Below are 17,428 nucleotides of genomic sequence, written 5' to 3'. Positions count from 1 at the left end.
TCGGCTCAGGCCGCCGCATGGGCAAGCTCGACCGGGCCTTGACCATGGTCGAAATGCTGGCGACATCGAGCGAGGGCTTGACGCTGGACGAGATGGCCGGGCGGCTCGGCGTCGATCGCCGGACGGTCGAACGCCTCCGCAATGTCGTGGCCGATCACTTCGACATCGACGAGGTGATGGATGACCGCAAGAAGCGCTTTCGCATCCGCGACAGCCTGCGCCGCCATTACACGAGGCCCAATGCAGCGGAGGTCGCCGCGCTGCACGCCGAATGCGATGCACGCAAGGCCGAGAATGCGCCCAACGCGGAGCTTTTACAAAGCCTGCTTACCAAGATCTTCGCTTCGCTCGACAACGCCGAGAAGCGCAAGATCGATACTGATCTCGATGGTCTGGCGCGTCTGCAGCGAACGCGTGTGACGGCAGGGCCTGTGGTCGAGGTGCCTCCTGAAACGCTGGACGTGATGCAGGAGGCCATCCTCGCCGGTTACTGCGTCGAGTTCGACTACCTAGCCGACGGTAGAGCCGAACCGAAATGGCGCCGTGTCGTGCCATACGGGCTGCTGCTGGGGCCTATCACCTATCTCGTCGGCAAGTTTCCCGATCGGGATCAAGAGCCGATCAACTTCCGGCTCGATCGGATGAGCAATGTACGCCTCTCGGAATCGATAGGTTGCGCGCCTGATGACTGGAGCCTCGACGGGTTTCTCTCCAACAGCTTCGGTATCTGGCAGGAGGAGCCGCATGACGTTGTTCTGCGAGCCCGCCCTCATGCCGTTTCACGCGCGCGTAGCTGGCGGTTTCACTCCAGCCAGACCGTCGAGGATGACGGTGATGAGCTGATCATCCGCTTCCGCGCCGGTGGTCTGCGCGAAATGGCAGAGCATTTGTTCACATGGGGCGGGGATCTGGTGATTGAGCAGCCAGAAGATCTTCGACAGGAGATGCGCGACAGACTGGATGCCGCACACAAAGCGTTGGAGGCGGGTTCCTAAATGAGCACGACCGAAAATGACGTAACATCGATCATCTTGAGCTCATGAACGGAGCGACGACGCTTTACGCCGACCGCATTCACGATGCGCCCGCCCACGCAAAGAAGAATTGCAAGAGGTGTGTGCTTGAAAGCAGGTCACAGCAATTGGTTAGGGCCCACAAGGAGCCGGGTAAGTGAACGTTTTCGATCTCGATCGAGCCCTCATCGCGCGATACGAACAGTTTGCACGGTCATTCACTGAGATTCGCGCGGATGATCTTCGTGGCGCGATCGATGGCATCTACGGCGATGGCAAGTTCTGGCCCGAGCCACTGGTCAGCCTCAACCCGCAATACCGACGGGGCAGGACAATCGATGAGATCGCCGCCGAGGGTTCGGTCGATCCGGCGCTCCCCGCCGTTTTCGCGCTCGGCAACCCGCGGGCACCCATCAGTCTGTTCCGGCACCAAGAACAGGCTCTGGCGAAGGCTGCTCAGGGCAAGAACTACATTGTGACCACCGGCACCGGCTCGGGCAAATCGCTGTGCTTCTTCGTGCCAATCATCGACCGTATCCTCAAGGCCAGGCGTGCGGGGGAGGGCAAGCGCACTCGCGCCATCATCATTTACCCTATGAACGCATTGGCAAATTCGCAACTCGAAGAACTCGAAAAGTTTATTGGCTTGGCTGACCTGCCTGCGGACCTGAAGCCGACCTTTGCCCGTTACACCGGGCAGGAGAGTGATACGCGGCGCAAGGAAATCCGTGATCTCTGTCCAGATATAATCTTGACCAACTTCATGATGCTGGAACTGCTGCTCACCCGGCAGGACGATCTCGATCGCGCGGTGGTGGAGAATATGCAGGGTCTCGAATTCCTCGTTCTTGACGAACTGCATACCTATCGCGGGCGACAGGGCGCCGATGTCGCGATGCTCGTCCGCCGCGTACGGGAGAGGATGGGCGGGCATCGGATGACATGTATCGGTACTTCCGCGACGATGGCATCCGGGGATGAAGATGTTGGCCGTGCTGCGGTTGCTGGTGTCGGTTCTACACTTTTCGGCGAGCCGGTGGAAAAAGAAGATGTCATTACCGAGACGCTCGAACGCCGAACCGAGTTCGTCGGTGACGAAAGCATACTCCGGGCAAGAGTAGTCGAGGCGATCCGCTCCCGATCAGCTGTGCCCTCCGGTTCTGCGGCGTTCCGCAACGATCCTCTGGCAGTGTGGATAGAACTAAATGTCGGCCTTGAAGCTGGGGAAGTGCTCAAGCGAGCCCGGCCGCTGACGATCTCGCAAGCGGCTGAAAAGCTCGCAACATTTAGCGGGTGCGATCCTGCGGATTGCCTCGAAGTACTGGCGGGGCGTCTGGTGGCAATGAGCGATATTCCTGATGGCGAACAGCAGGCCTTCATGGCGTTTAAGCTCCATCGGTTTCTCTCCGGCGCTGGCCACGCCCATGCGACCCTTGAGCCTGCAGGTCAGCGGCTTGTCGATCTGTCGGGCGAGCTTTTCCATCGGGACCGGCGCGACGCCCGGTTATTCCCACTATTCTTCTGCCGCTCCTGCGGGCAGGAGGTGCATTCGGTCTCGCTGACCGATGATCGGCAATTGCTGGCAAGACCAATAGACCAGACTCCGCAGGATGCACCGGACGACGAGGGCATTCAGCATGGCTTCCTAGTGCCGGACGCCGATGGCATGCTGCCGTTCTCGGGAGCGATTGAGGATTATCCAGAGGACTGGATCGAGCAGGCTGCAGCAGGACTTCGCTTGAAATCGAGCCATCGGGGAAAACATGACGGGAGAATGCTCCATCTAGGGCCGGAGGGGCGTCATGTTGAATCAGGCGTGCGGTCGTGGTTCTTTCCTGGCAAGTATCGATTCTGTCCCCGCTGTAAGCACCAGCCCGCGCCCCAGGCGCGCGACCAGAACAAGCTAGCCAGCCTCTCAGCAGAAGGGCGCAGCTCAGCAACGACACTGATCACAAGTCAGATCCTGGATTGGATGGAGCGGGAGAACGTGCCGTCCGAACGAGAGCGGCGCAAACTCCTTGGCTTCACCGACAACCGTCAGGACGCCGCGCTCCAGGCAGGACATTTTAACGATTTCATTTTCGTCACTTTGTTGCGGGGCGCAATCCTGCGTGCAGTGCGCCGAGCCGGACCAGAGGGGCTCGAGTACGAACGCTTCGGTGACGCAGTGCGAGTGGCGCTCGGCTTCGATCCCGCCGACGAGATGCGACGTTCTGAATGGATGCTCGATCCGGAGCCTTCTAGCTTCAAGGCGCTAGACGAAGCGAAGCGCTCGGCCAATCGAGTGTTGGCGCATAGAGTTTGGAACGATCTTCGTCGTGGATGGCGCTATACCAATCCAAACCTCGACCAACTCGACTTGATCCGGGTGGGATATCCTGGCGTCGCGATGCTCGCCGCGGATGAGAACATATACTCCTCATCAGCGCATGAAGGCATCGATGAGGATTTTAAGCGCGGTCTCTTCCTGCTGGCCGGCGCGACGGCTACGCAAAGGGAGGAGATGTTCCGATCCCTCTTCGATCACATGCGCCAGAATCTAGCCATCGCGGTCGATGCTCTCGACCAGACTGAACTCGAGCAAGTCGCCGAGCGTTCGCGCGGGACCCTGAAGGAACCTTGGTCGATTGGCAGAGAAGAGCAAAACCATGAGCTGGCGGTGCAGGTCTCTCTGGTTGTCGGCAAAGGCGGTAATCCGCGAGACCGAATTGTCCGAGTGAGCGGGCGGGGTGGATTGGCCCGCAAGCTTGGAAAAGAAGTGGGCGATGTTTCGATCGGCGATCGCGAGGCGCTGGTCCAGGCCATGCTGGTGACGGCGGAACGTCACCAGATCGTCAGGCGCTTTGCAGCGGGTAGTCTGACGGGATGGCGTCTCGCACCTGATGCGATCAGGCTTTCGGAAGGCAAGAACAAGCCCGATCCCCAGGATGCAAATCTGTTTTTCTCTCAGCTCTACTCCGATGTAGCCGAGCGCCTTGGCGATCCTGGCCGATTGCCGATGGCATTCGAAGCGCGCGAGCATACAGCCCAAGTGGAGCAGGAGCTTCGACAACTTCGTGAGGACCGGTTCAGGTTCGGGGATACTGACCGGAAGCGATTGAAAGAGGCCACCGCGACACTGCGCCTCAAGGAAGAGAGGCCGGATTTCTTGCCCCTGCTATATTGTTCGCCGACCATGGAGTTGGGTGTCGATATTTCGCAGCTCAACGTGGTCTATCTGCGTAATGCGCCGCCGACCCCTGCCAACTATGCGCAGCGCGCCGGTCGCGCTGGACGCAGCGGGCAGGCGGCCCTCATAATTACATATTGTGCAGCTCAGAGCCCGCACGATCAGTATTACTTTGAACGGCGGATCGACCTAGTGGCAGGCATCGTACAGCCACCAGCAATCGATCTCGCCAATGCCGACCTTCTTGCGGCACATGTGCACGCGGAATGGCTGGCGGCGGTACGTGACCCTCTTCTAAAGTCCATCCCGGACAATCTCGAAATGCCGCAAGATGGCCGTCCACTGGGACGACATCTGGAACCCGCGTTTCTGAAGGCGACTGGTGATTTAGCAGCGCGAGAAAAGGCAATCGCCGTCGTTCGATCAGGCTTGCAGGATAAGGTCGTCCCCGAGATCCAAGATCTGAATGACTTCGTGAAGGATCGATGGAAAAGCGCGAGCGCAAGTTTTGACAGCGCCCTTGATCGCTGGCGTACGCTCTACAACTCTGCCCAAGAAGAGCGGCAGGCCGCCGCCGCGCTGGGCGATAGATCTGGACTGTCCAAAGCCGAGCGCGATGCCGCCCGTCAACGCTACCATGCTGCGGACAGGCAGGTTGGGCTGCTAGAGGCCGGTACATCTTCGGCCAGCTCGGACTTCAATATTTATCGATATCTGGCAACCGAGGGCTTCCTGCCCGGCTACAATTTCCCGCGTCTGCCCCTTTATGCCTTCATCGACGCAGAGAAGGGCACTGCCGTGTTGCAGCGTCCGCGCTTCCTAGCTTTGGCGGAGTTTGGCCCGAACAGTCTCGTCTATCACGAAGGCAAGGCTTATCGGTGTAATCGTGCTAAGCTTGCGGCAGGGACGCGCGGAGAAGAAGGCCTGCTGGTTACCCGCGAGCTTCGCTGTTGCGAAAATTGCGGCGCGGCGCATCAGGAAAAGACGCTCGAAAAATGCCGTGTTTGCGGTGACCCGCTTACCAGTGAAGGAGATCTCACTCAGCTTTATCGTATCGAAAACGTGGATGCTGTTCCCGGCGCGCGGATTACTGCCAACGATGAAGACCGCCAAAGGCGCGGGTTTGAATTACGTACGCTATTCGAGTGGGACAATAGTCGACGGCGCAAACTGATGCTGGAAGAAGGGGGAGCCCACCTAGCTGCCCTGCAATATGGCCCGCAGACGAAACTTTCTCGCGTGAATTTGGGACTTCGTCGCCGAAAAGAGCAGTCGGTTCACGGTTTCGATATCGATACGGTCAGTGGCCGTTGGCTGAAGAATGAAGCGCAAGGGGACGATGAGGGTGACGACGTAGCCAAGCCTCAGCGCCAGCGGATCGTCCCGCTCGTGGAAGACACGAAGAACTCCCTCCTGTTGCAATTTGACCGGTCACTGAAGCTTGGCAAAAACCAGATGGCGACACTTCAGCATGCGCTGACCAGGGCCATCGAAGCAGAACATGTCTTGGAAACTGGCGAATTGCTCGGCGAGCCCATGCCCACTCGGGACAGCCGAAACGCGATCCTGTTCTATGAGGCGTCTGAGGGAGGCGCTGGCGTACTCAAGCGCCTTATGGAGGGGGCCGACCAATGGCGCGCACTGGCAGAAAAAGCCCTCGACCTCATGCATTACCACCGTGACGGCGCCGAGTTTGCGGACAAAAACGATGCGTGTGTGAAGGGCTGTTATCGCTGTCTTCTATCCTACTACAATCAACCCGATCACGAACTCATCGACCGACAGGATGAGGAGGTGCTTTCTGTTTTGCTTCGCCTTGCAGAATGCACAGAGGATTTCGCTGCAGCTGCCCCGGGAAAGAGTAAAGCAACAGGGGAAAGTATTACCGAGGATCCTTGGCTTCGTGCGTTTGACACTTGGAAATGGCCCCCGCCAGAAAAACGAGGAGTTGATCAGTCTTACGTTTGGCCGGGAGAAATGGTCGCTGCAACTGCAGGGCGCCCCACCGAAGAGCGCCGCGTTTGGTGCGACAATGCCGGTTTCCTTTTAATTGAATTAGCTATGTCTCCGGGCGATCAACCACCGGGCAATTTGGCACAGGCACTGGGAATTTCGGAATGAACGCCATCGATTTGCGAACGGGCGACCTCGTTCAGGCGAGGGGGCGCGAGTGGATTGTGCTCGGGTTGCCGGAGGAAGGTCTCATTCGCGTCCGTCCATTGTCTGGCTCCGAGGAGGACGCACAGGTGATCGCGCCTGCTCTAGAGATAATGTCGGTCACACCGGCCCGGTTCGCTCCGCCCTCCGCAGACGAACCCGACACACAGGATGGGGCGCGCTTACTCGCCGACGCGCTTCGCCTTTCATTGCGCAGGGGGGCAGGGCCTTTTCGCAGCGCGGCGCACCTAGGCGTCGAGCCGCGCGCGTACCAGCTCGTGCCAATGCTCATGGCGCTGCGCCTGGAAACCAAACGTCTGCTGATTGCGGATGATGTCGGCATCGGCAAGACGATCGAAGCAGGCATGATCCTGAGGGAAATGATCGATCGGGGCGAAGTCGATCGCTTCACAGTATTGTGCCCACCACACCTCGTCGACCAGTGGGTCGGGGAGCTCGCCGAAAAGTTCGACATCGATGCGGTCGCCGTTACATCATCGAGAGCCCGTTCCCTCGAGCGCGGATTGGCGCTCTCGGAAAGCATCTTTGATGCCTATCCCTACACGGTCGTCAGCCTGGATTACATCAAGAGCGACAATCGTCGTGACAGTTTCGCCCATGCCTGCCCGGATTTCGTAATTGTTGATGAGGCCCACAGCTGCGTCGGCGGCAGCGAACGCGGCACGCAGCAACGATTTGCCCTGTTGGAGCGGCTCGCTGAAAAGCCCGAGCGGCACATGTTGCTGCTGACGGCTACTCCACATAGCGGGAATCAGGATGCGTACGGAAGGCTGCTCGGACTGATCGATGCTGACCTCGCCGATGCGCCCGGCGGCGCGGATTCTAATGCGCTCGAACGCTACCGCCGCCGCTTGGCCCAGCATTTCGTGCAGCGCCGCCGGCCCGATATCGAAGAGGCCTGGGGAGATGGCAGTGCTTTTGCACGCGCGCATTCCCGCGAGGCACCTTTCCAGCTGACCGGCGACTTCCAGAACTTCCAGGAAGATGTGCTCGACTACTGCGTCGGCGTGACGACCAACGCCGATGGAGACAGTGCAAGGCGTCTGGCATTCTGGGGAACGCTGGCCCTGATGCGTTGCGTGGGTTCGTCGCCGGCGGCCGCGGCAAGTGCTCTCCGCAACCGCCTGGGCGGCATGGCGGAGGAAGAGGCACTTGAGCCCGTGCTATTCGATGACGATGAAGGCATGCTTTCCGACACCGATGTCGAACCCGCGACTGCACTCGCCGGGGAAGAGCGCGAGCAGATTTCCAGGCTCATCTCGCAGGCCGAAAAACTCGCTGACCGGGTCGACGAAGATCCAAAGTTCCTGATGCTGGTTAAACAGCTCAAGGCGCTGGAGAAGGAAAACGCTCGCACCGTCGTCTTCTGCCGGTTCATCTCGACTGCCGATGCGGTAGGCGAGGCACTGCGCAAGATCTTCCGCAAGCACCGTATCGAGGTCGTCACCGGCCGACTGACGCCCGAAGAGCGCCGCGAGCGAGTGGATGATATGGGTGATGACGACAGGCGCATTCTCGTCGCCACCGACTGCCTGTCCGAAGGCATCAACCTGCAGAAGCTGTTCAATGCGGTCATCCACTACGATCTCAACTGGAACCCGACACGCCACCAGCAGCGCGAGGGGCGCGTCGATCGTTTCGGGCAGCCGGCGAAGGATGTCTGGTCGGTCATGATGTTCGGCGCGAACTCGATGATCGACGGGGCCGTAATCCAGGTCATCACCGATAAGGCAGACCGAATTCGAGAAGCGCTCGGCGTCACGGTTCCAGTGCCCGAGGATTCCGCAAGCGTCACCAGCGCGCTTATGCAGGCCGTGTTGCTCAAGTCCGAACGCCATCGATCGCAAGGCATGTTCGATTTCGGCGAGGCGGATGCTCAGCTCGAGGTCGAGTGGCGCAATGCCGAAGACTCGGCGAAAAAAAGCCAGGCAAGATACGCACAAGGCGCGCTCAAACCCGCCGAAGTCCTGCCCGAATGGCAGCGCCTGCGCGCGCTCAACGGCGGGCCTGAAGAAGTTGAACGCTTTGCCCGCCGCGCGCTATCACGCCTGGAAGCGCCGCTGGACACGACCGGCAAGCATCCCCGCGTTCACTATGACCGCCTTCCCACGCAATTGCGCGAGCGCATGGAGGCGCGCGGCTTCACCGGCAGTCGGGCGGTAAGCTTTGCCGACGATCCCGAACCCGATGTCACCCACGTTGGCCGCGTGCATCCGCTGGTGGCGATACTGGCCGAAACCCTGGCCGAAGGCGCGCTCGATCCCGGCGGCACGCGTGAGATCGAACCGCTCGGCCGCTGCGGCACATGGCGCACGCGCGCAGTAGAGAGCGTTACCACTGTGATGCTCTTGCGGTTGCGCTTTACCCTCACCGTCAGCGGCCGGCGCACCTTGCTGGCCGAAGAAGCCACCGCGCTCGCATTCCGCAGGGGCGAGGAGCAGCCTTTCGCAACCGGGGCCGAAGCTCTCGCGCTGCTGGAACAAGAAGCCACCGGCAATATCGAACGCATCGCGATCGAGCGGCAGGTGGGCGAGGCGCTGAACCGGCTCGACGATTACGAACAGGCGATCGCCACCTTCGCGCATGAACGGGCCGAAGCACTCCGCGAGGATCACGACCGGGTGAAGGCGGCCATGCGAGGGGAGGGCGCCACCACCGAAGTCGAGTCCGCGCTGCCTGCCGACGTCATCGGCCTCTATGTCCTCGTGCCGGAGATCGCCTGATGGCTCGCCGTAACCGCACCACCGAACTCGGTCTCGAAGCCATCGCCATTGAGGGCGGGCTGATCGCGCCCGAACAGGTTCTCAAGATCGCTGGCGCCGAACGCAACGCGAAGACCGCCGCCGATTACGGCTGCCCCAAGGGCACCAACCTTGCCGACGAGATCACGCGCTACTTCCGCATCGGCCAGGCGCTCTGGCTCGACTACAGCAAGATCGACCAGCCCACCGTCACACAGACTGCCAGGTTCGCGCGCGATCTGCTGGAACAGGCCTTCGGCTTCGAGGACCTGTCAGGACCGAAGGATCACCACGACGGCGCCCGCCGCTATCGCATCGCTCTGGAAGGAAAGGGCGGCCACGTCCCCATCGTCGTCGCCGCGCCAGTCGAGGACGGCGACGGTTTTTCCAAGGCCATGCCCGAATTCGGTGACGGGGAGGGCGGCCGCGCCCGGCGCAATCCGGTCGTGCTGCTGCAGGACTGGCTCAACGCCAGCGACGGGTTCTATTGGGGCCTCGTCTTCGCCGGCGACCGCGTGCGCCTGATGCGCGACAACGCCAGCCTCACACGCGCCGCGTGGATCGAGGCAGATTTTGCCGCGATGTTCCGTGACGAGATGTTCGCCGACTTCACCGCCTGGTGGCTGCTCACCCACGCCACCCGCTTCGGCAATCCCGGCCAGCCCCCCAGCAGCGCCCCGCTGGAACAATGGCGCGAGGCCGGGATGAAATCCGGCACCGCCGCGCGCGATCGCCTGCGCGAAGGGGTCGAAGATGCCTTGCGCGAAATGGGCCAAGGACTGATCGAGGCCAATCCTGAACTGCGCGCAAAGATCGAGGCGAACGAAGTCTCGCTCACTGCCCTGTTCGAGGAATTGCTGCGCACCGTCTATCGCCTGATCTTCCTTGCAGTGGCGGAAGAGCGCAACCTGCTCCACCCCCGCCGCACCCCGCGCGCCGCGCGCGATCTCTATGAAAGCAGCTACGGCTTCGGCTTCTGGCGCGAACGCAGCCGCCGCCGCGTGGCGCGCGACCGCCATTTCGATGCGTGGGAGGGGATGAAGGTCACCTTGCGCGCGCTGGAACGCGGGCAGGAAATGCTCGGCCTGCCTGCGCTGGGCGGCATGTTCGCGCGCGGCAATACGCCGGTGATGGACGCCAGCAAACTGCCTAACCGCCGCTTCCTCGAAGCGATCTACCGGCTCGGTTACCTGAAGCAGGACGGCAGCCTGCAGCGCATCAACTGGCGCGACATGAAGACCGAGGAGTTGGGCAGCGTCTACGAAAGTCTGCTCGAAATCCACCCGCGCCTTGCAGCCAACGGGGAATTCGAGCTGGACAGCGGAGCCAAGGGCAACACCCGCAAGACCACCGGAAGTTACTACACGCCCGACAGCCTGGTCGAAACGCTGCTCGACAGCGCGCTCGACCCGGTGTTGGAGAAGGCGGAGGCAGAAGGTGAGACGGCGGAGGACAAGGTTCGCGCCATCCTCGATCTCAAGATCATCGACCCGGCCTGCGGGTCGGGGCATTTCCTGCTGGGCGCGGCGCGGCGGATGGCGGACAAGGTGGCCGAGCTGCGCGATCCCGATGCGCCCGACCGGCAGGCGGGCTTACGCGACGTGGTCGCCCGCTGCGTCCACGGGGTGGATCGCAACCCGATGGCGGTGGAATTGGCCAAGGTGGCGCTGTGGATCGAGAGTGTTTCACCGGGGCAACCCTTGGGCTTCCTCGACGCCAATATCCGCTGCGGGGACGCGCTGCTGGGCGTGTTCGACCTCGAGGCGCTGGAACAGGGGATTCCCGACGATGCCTACAAGCCGCTGACTGGCGATGTGAAAGAGGCGGCCGCCTACTACAAGAAGAAGAACAAGGACGAAAAGAAGGGCCAGGGCGCCTTCGATTTCGACAGCGGCACCGGGGCCATGCCGCCAAGGAAACTGGCCGCGAACCTTTCCACCATTCGCCGCATGCCGGAAGACACGGTGGGGCAGGTGGAAAAGAAGCGGGAGGCGTTCGAGGCCTGGCGTAAAGATCCAGACCGTTGGGCCACCAAGGTCGCCTGCGATTTTTACACTGCTGCCTTCCTGCTACCCAAGGTGGAAGTGCCGGAAAACTATCGGCGCTCAGCCGTGCCGACGACGGCGGACGTCTGGAAGCGCCTCGGCGGAGGGCAGGTTTACGGCCCGCTCGAAGCCGCCGCCGTTGACGCTTCGGAAGAAGCCCGCGCCTTCCACTGGCCGCTCGCCTTTCCCGATGTGCTGATCGGCAAGGGCGGGTTCGACGTGGTGCTGGGCAATCCGCCGTGGGAGCGGATCAAGCTGCAGGAGCAGGAGTTCTTCGCCGGGCACGAAGTGGCCGATGCACCCAATGCGGCGGGCCGCGCGAAGGCGATCAAGAAGTTGGCCGCTGCGGAAGAAGGGTCGCCCGACCGACGGCTTTATGACGCCTTTCAAAGCGCCAAGCGGCAAGCTGAAGCGGCGAGCGCCTTCGCGCGTATTTCTGGCGGGGACGGAGGGCGATACACCTATACCGGCACGGGTGATGTCAACACGTATGCTTTGTTCTCAGAACAATTCCTGAACTTGCTAAGCGACAGCGGACGTGCGGGGATCATCGTGCCCACCGGCATCGCCACCGATGCAACAACTGCGCCGTTCTTCGGTCATCTTATTGATAAGCGGAAATTGATCTCGCTTGTCGACTTCCGAAATGATCGTCGAATCTTCCCACATGTAGCAGGGTTGCTTCGCTTCTGCTTGCTCACGATCGGAAAAATCAAAGCTGAGGAGAAAGCCCAGTTCGCATGCCTATTGCTGGATTTCGAAGAGCTAGAGGATAAACGGCGCTCGTTCGAACTCACGGCCGATGAGATCGCTCGGATCAATCCCAACACAAAGACTGCCCCTGTCTTCCGCGCGCGCAAGGACGCCGAACTCACCGCGAGCATCTACAATCGCGTTCCGGTTCTGATCAACGAGGCGAAAAGCGGAGAGGCGCGCAATCCGTGGGGCGTCAGCTTCATGCGAATGTTCGATATGTCGAACGACAGCCACCTTTTCCGCACCGCCGAAGAACTTGCGGCAATGGGTTGGGAACTGCTCGGCACCGACTGGGCGCGCACTTCTGGGCAAGTTGACAATTCCCCGAACTTTAACCTCTCCGGCGGTTCCGAGGCAAATGCAAACCAAGAGCGATATTTGCCGCTCTACGAAGCCAAAATGATGTGGCATTTTGACCATCGATATGGTTCCTACCCACCTGGCAAAACTGACAATACAAGAGCTTTGCCTAGGCTGAATGAGGATCAGCTCAGCGATGTCACTTTCGAGCCGACGCCTCGAGTTTGGCTTCCTAAATCGGAGCGTGATCGGAAACTCCGAAATGTGCCAAATTGCAGCTATTTCTTTGGCTTTCGGGATATCACCAACACAAATAACGAGCGGACAGCAATAGGAGCATTCGTCCCCGATTTTGCATTTGGCAATCAACTTCCGTTGATATTCTTTGAGGAGCGCCTCAAACGGGTGCTTACAGCAGGTTTCGCTGCAAACTTCTCATCTCTCGCTTTCGACTATGTCGCCCGTCAGAAGGTAGGCGGAACTCATTTGAATTTTTTCATATTGGAGCAACTGCCCATCCTCCCCCCCAGCGCCTACAGCGAGGACGATCTCGGCTTCATCGTCCCGCGGGTGCTGGAACTCAGTTACACCTCGCATTCCATGGCCCCCTTCGCGCGCGACTTGGGATATGAGGGCGAGCCGTTCCGCTGGGACGAGGACCGCCGCGCGCAGCTTCGCGCCGAACTCGACGCCTGGTACGCCCTCGCCTACGGCCTCTCCCGCGAAGAGCTGCGCTACGTCCTCGATCCCAAGGACGTGATGGGCGAAGACTACCCCAGCGAAACCTTCCGCGTCCTCAAGAACAACGAGATCAAGAAACACGGCGAATACCACACCCGCCGCCTCGTCCTCGCCGCCTACGACAAGCTGGTGACCGAAGGCATGCGCCCACGGGTGGAGGGGTATCGGTGACAGCGCGTCGCCTGCAGGTCTCGTTGAAGAGGACACCCGCCATGACAGTTCGGCGCGTGGCGCTGGAGCACGAGCGGCAAGTCTATGTCATCTGCGCCGATCGCAAGCTGCGTTATGAAAACGGCTATTCGCACATCGCCTATATCGGCACGACCAGGAAGGGGATCGCCCGCGTTGCCGGCAGCGCGGCGTACCGGCTGAAGATGTTCTGTGGTCGCATGGGGTACAATCATTCGATGTACGGCTCGTGACCTGCCGTGGGCGCAACGGCATCCGTTCCTGGTGTCGGCTCGAGCGCGCCATGATCATCTCCTTTCGCGAAATATTTGGAGAGATTCCGCTGTGTAACGTCCAAGGCAGCGGATTTGCGGAGGATCGCGAATTCGTGACCTTCGGCCGCTCGCGCATCGATCAGGTGATCCGCAACTTATCCAATCAAGGATCCATCTCCGAGCGGACACCGATTACCGATACAATTGCTGAGGACGACGAATGACTTTGGGAGGGGGTAGCTTGGAAGAGTTGAAGCCAGTCGCACGTGAAGCGCTCGATGCTTTCGAAAGCATCGCTTCATCAGCACGCGAAGGCCTTTCCCGTCGCGGTATCACGCTCGACTCTTTCGCGATGGTCAACGAGGCGACTGCAGAGAAGCTCTCCGCCGACTTGCGCGAGCGGAACGAGGACCGGATAGGCAATCTCCAGCGCCTGCGCCACGAACCCGCCATCGCCAGGCTGGTTATCGAGGATGAGGACGAGAGCTTGCAGACGCTGTATATCTCGCCTGCCGGAACCGTGCCTTCCGCAAAGGTGGAGCTGTGCAGCTATATGAGCCCGAAGGGCAGGCTCGCTCCGCGTGATATCGGCGATGATGTTGAGGTGCCGCTCCCGGGTGGTGCTCGCTGGTTCCTGTTGAGGGAGAAGCTAACTTTCAAGGCGCTGGAAGACAGTGCCGGTTGGGATGCGCAGCCGGCGGTGCACTTTCGTGAGCATGCGACACCGCGTTCGGTTAAATCGCTACGCGACCTGCTGCGAGAGGATGGCTATTCTGAAGAGCAGATCGACGCGCTGGGAACGTGGCTTGAAGAGGGCGACACCGAGGAGGGGGCCCACAACGAATATGAGGGCATCAAGCGTGATGCTCTAACCGCGATGCAACTTCGCATTGCGCCGATCCTCGACAAGTTCCAAGACGACATCTTCCGTCTGCCGATCGACCGCCAGATCGCCGTGTTCGGCCCGCCGGGGACGGGCAAGACCACGACGATGGTCCGTCGCCTGAGGCAGAAACTCGATCATGCCTATCTCGATGAGGACGAGAAAGCACTGGTTGAAGGGGCGGACGCAGCAGGTCTGGCGCACGCCGACAGCTGGATCCTCTTCACCCCAACCGAGCTGCTGCGCCTCTATGTGAAGGAGGCCGCTAGCAAGGAAGGCGTGCCCGCGCATGACGAGCGGCTGCAGACCTGGGACGATTACCGCTGGGCTACCGCACGCAACGTGCTGGGTATCCTGCGAAATGGCGGCGGCGGCGGATTTACGATGCCCTTGCCGCACGATGATCGATGGCTTGGGGAAGGCACATTGCTCAATCAGCCCCGCTGGTTCGAAGCCTTCGACCGCTGGCAGGCCGACAACTTCATCCAGCAGCTGGCGGTAGAGGCCGAGCGGCTCGCCAAAGCCGACGACGAGCGCGCGGCTCTGGTAGGCAAACGTGTGACCGCCGCGATCGCTCGCTCGGGCGGAAGTATTATCCAATTAATGGGTGAACTTGCGGCAATGCGGCCAGATCTGTTCCAGATCACACGGACCTTGGGCGAGGGAACGAGAGGCGCACTAGCGCAACCACTTCGGGCTCTGGCTGGCGAAGATGACGAGTTCCTTGATGCGCTGGCGACGATGGTAACGTCCATGCTGACGGAACAGTCGGAAGACGAGGAGGCCGAAGACGGTGAAGAGGACGAGGGCGAGGATGATATCGAACCTGAGGCCGAAGAAACGCGCCCGACGCTGCAAGGTCGGCGACTGGTAGCCGATATCTTCCAGCGGGCCATGAGGACTCTTGCCTTGCGGCAAGCATCCGGCAGGAAGCCATCTGCCAAAAGTCGGGCCGGGCGCATTATTGCCATTCTGGAAGCGCGGGGACTTGCTTCGCCGGACTTGAAAGAGGTGGGCAAGATACTCCTTCTGCAGCGCGCCGCCGGTATGTTGGGCAATGCTCCCGCAAGCTACTTACGGCGCTTTCCGGGGCGCTATCGTCGGTTTCGGCGCGCAATGCGGATGGAAGGGCTGTGGTACGGCGAACAGTCGGGCAAGCCGTCTCATGTGCATCCAGCGGAGGTCGATCTGATCATGCTGGCGATGTTGCGGGCAGCGGCGGGCTTCGAAGCCGATCGGCGGCTGTCGTCAGGACTGGCGGAACGGCGACCCGCATTGCTAGACGCCATCGGGGCCATGCGGCGCAACCAAGTTCTGGTGGATGAGGCAACCGACTTTTCCCCACTGCAGCTCGCCTGCATGTCCGTGCTCGCCCGTCCAGCGACCGGTTCGTTGTTCCTGTCCGGCGATTTCAACCAGCGGCTGACGTTGTGGGGGAGCCGGTCGGAAGACGATCTCGCCTGGGTGGCGCCGAAGCTTAAAAAACATACAATTTCGATAGCTTATCGGCAAAGCCGCAAGCTTTCGACATTCGCCCGCAAGTTGGCTGAACTCCAAGGGGCCGAATTCGACGATGCGGCGCCTGACTATGGAGAGAACCTCGGCTACGATCCGGTGCAGGGCGTCTCGCTTGATAGTGATGCCGCGCGGGCCGACTGGTTGGTGGCGCGGATCAAGGAGGTTCAGGTCCTGTCCGACGGCAACTTACCAACAATTGCAGTTCTCGTTCCCAATCAGGGCCAATTACCGGGCTTGACCGCGGCGCTCAACGCCAGTCTGGCCGATCTTAGCCTCAAGGCCAAGGCCTATGCTGATGGAGAAGCCATAGGAAAGTCGAACGATATCAGGGTATTTCCTATCGAGCACATCAAGGGGTTGGAGTTCGAAGCGGTCTTCTTCCTTGACGTGGACCGTCTGGCCGAAGAGCGGCCGGAACTGTTTGATCGTTACATTTATGTCGGTGCAACCCGTGCAGCCACCTATCTCGGGTTGACCAGTACCACCGATCGGTTGCCGACGAAACTCGACGACCCCCAACTCGCTTATGGACGCACTTGGTGAAGAATACTGATGATCGCCTACGCCATCCGGGACTCATCTGGTCGTCCGAATTGCGCGATGCCGCCTATTACCATGGATACCGCGGCGAAGGTGGTGAAGCGGATGGCTGGCTCTACTTCCGCAACCAGGAAGGAGTGCCGGGCGAGATCGCGCTTGCGATCGGACCGGCAGACGATGGTTCGCCTTGGTTTATGGCGATCGACCACCCTGGCGTCATTGCCGAATTTGAGGCAGCATCTGCCGGGCCCCCGCCGGGCCGGTTTCGTGCTGCCTATGCCTTCGCTACGAGAGCGCAACTCCATGACGGCATAAACCGCGTGTTTCACCTCGCACGCAGTGTCCCAGACTATCCGCTGACGGCCTTCCTAGAGGAAACCGCTTATCTTGGCGATACCGAGGCAGAACGCGTATTGCGGCAACGTAAGGGTCAGGATCGCTTCCGGACCGCCTTGCTCGACTATTGGCAGTCTCGTTGTCCATTATCCGGCGTTGCTGAGTCCCGTCTACTGCGGGCAAGCCATATCGTACCTTGGGCTCTTTGTGACAGCGATGCGAAGCGTCTGGATGTTCACAATGGCCTGCTGCTAGCGGCACATTTGGATGCAGCATTTGACTCTGGGTTGGCATCATTCGACGACTTCGGCGCACTGCTGCTGAAGAATGAACTTGGACCTGCAGAGATCGGCCTGCTGGACGTAAGCGGACGGCGGATTGCGAACCTTACCGATGCACACCGGAAGAATCTCAGCTGGCACCGGCGACATTTTGGCTTCTAATTACTGAAGATAGATTTTACATAAGATATATTATCATTCTAGCGGATCAGCTCGGCCTGCCTTTCGGAACCCTTCCCAGGAAAGCTTGTGCGCGGATCCGCTACCAAGTAGCGCGCGTGGCCCTAGGACTGATCTCGGTCGGTCGCCGGATGAGCGGGTCACGTCCGTATCACTCCCAACCTCCCAATTCTCATCGCTCGAATACGTGCGATCGGGCTCTGGCGCAGCATAAGAAATAGACGAGATCCTTGAAGAACTGAGCTATCTGACACGAGACGCCGCCCGCGAAACGGAAACAAGACTATGTTTTCCAAGCGGAGCC

At 60.4% G+C, this 17,428-nt stretch carries 8 protein-coding genes; all 8 read left to right on the top strand.

Features of this window, described 5'->3' with window-relative positions; translation table 11 throughout:
* The first annotated feature begins 17 nt into the window (after positions 1-17).
* The 8 genes from A9D14_RS18100 (at position 18) to A9D14_RS18065 (ending at position 17,106) form a co-directional block, all read left to right on the top strand.
* Positions 18-995, top strand: a complete 978-nt coding sequence (locus A9D14_RS18100) for a helix-turn-helix transcriptional regulator (protein ID WP_083988217.1) — start codon at positions 18-20, stop codon at positions 993-995.
* 175 nt (positions 996-1,170) lie between these two features.
* Complete coding sequence (locus A9D14_RS18095; protein ID WP_066850808.1) at positions 1,171-6,303, top strand: DEAD/DEAH box helicase; 5,133 nt, start codon at positions 1,171-1,173, stop codon at positions 6,301-6,303.
* On the top strand, positions 6,300-9,083 hold the full coding sequence (locus tag A9D14_RS18090) for a DEAD/DEAH box helicase (protein ID WP_066850807.1): 2,784 nt from the start codon (positions 6,300-6,302) through the stop codon (positions 9,081-9,083). Before A9D14_RS18095 ends, A9D14_RS18090 begins: the two co-directional genes overlap by 4 nt.
* The gene (locus A9D14_RS18085; protein ID WP_066850806.1) at positions 9,083-13,114 is read left to right on the top strand and encodes an Eco57I restriction-modification methylase domain-containing protein; all 4,032 of its coding nucleotides are present in this window, start codon (positions 9,083-9,085) and stop codon (positions 13,112-13,114) included. The genes A9D14_RS18090 and A9D14_RS18085 overlap by 1 nt, the downstream gene beginning before the upstream one ends.
* A gap of 41 nt (positions 13,115-13,155) precedes the next feature.
* Positions 13,156-13,365, top strand: coding sequence for a hypothetical protein (locus tag A9D14_RS18080; RefSeq protein ID WP_157668307.1), 210 nt, complete (start codon positions 13,156-13,158; stop codon positions 13,363-13,365).
* A 50-nt stretch (positions 13,366-13,415) separates the two neighbouring features.
* A complete protein-coding gene (locus tag A9D14_RS18075) occupies positions 13,416-13,610 on the top strand; it encodes a hypothetical protein (RefSeq protein WP_066850804.1) in 195 nt (64 codons plus the stop codon).
* A gap of 17 nt (positions 13,611-13,627) precedes the next feature.
* Positions 13,628-16,330: an ATP-binding domain-containing protein gene (locus A9D14_RS18070; RefSeq protein ID WP_066850951.1), complete on the top strand. Its 2,703-nt coding sequence runs from the start codon at positions 13,628-13,630 to the stop codon at positions 16,328-16,330.
* Complete coding sequence (locus tag A9D14_RS18065; RefSeq protein ID WP_232469184.1) at positions 16,327-17,106, top strand: HNH endonuclease; 780 nt, start codon at positions 16,327-16,329, stop codon at positions 17,104-17,106. Before A9D14_RS18070 ends, A9D14_RS18065 begins: the two co-directional genes overlap by 4 nt.
* Positions 17,107-17,428 lie beyond the last annotated feature (322 nt).

The sequence above is a fragment of the Croceicoccus marinus genome (genome assembly GCF_001661675.2).
Classification (GTDB): Bacteria; Pseudomonadota; Alphaproteobacteria; order Sphingomonadales; family Sphingomonadaceae; genus Croceicoccus; species Croceicoccus marinus.
The sequence above is the reverse complement of the archived record's forward strand: the minus strand, read 5'-3'. Positions and strand labels throughout refer to the sequence as shown.

Bases quoted from the DNA above. Each gene is read 5' to 3' on its own strand.
- A9D14_RS18085 (WP_066850806.1), top strand. From the start codon at position 9,083: ATGGCTCGCCGTAACCGCACCACCGAACTCGGTCTCGAAGCCATCGCC.
- A9D14_RS18090 (WP_066850807.1), top strand. From the start codon at position 6,300: ATGAACGCCATCGATTTGCGAACGGGCGACCTCGTTCAGGCGAGGGGG.
- A9D14_RS18080 (WP_157668307.1), top strand. From the start codon at position 13,156: ATGACAGTTCGGCGCGTGGCGCTGGAGCACGAGCGGCAAGTCTATGTC.
- A9D14_RS18075 (WP_066850804.1), top strand. From the start codon at position 13,416: ATGATCATCTCCTTTCGCGAAATATTTGGAGAGATTCCGCTGTGTAAC.
- A9D14_RS18100 (WP_083988217.1), top strand. From the start codon at position 18: ATGGGCAAGCTCGACCGGGCCTTGACCATGGTCGAAATGCTGGCGACA.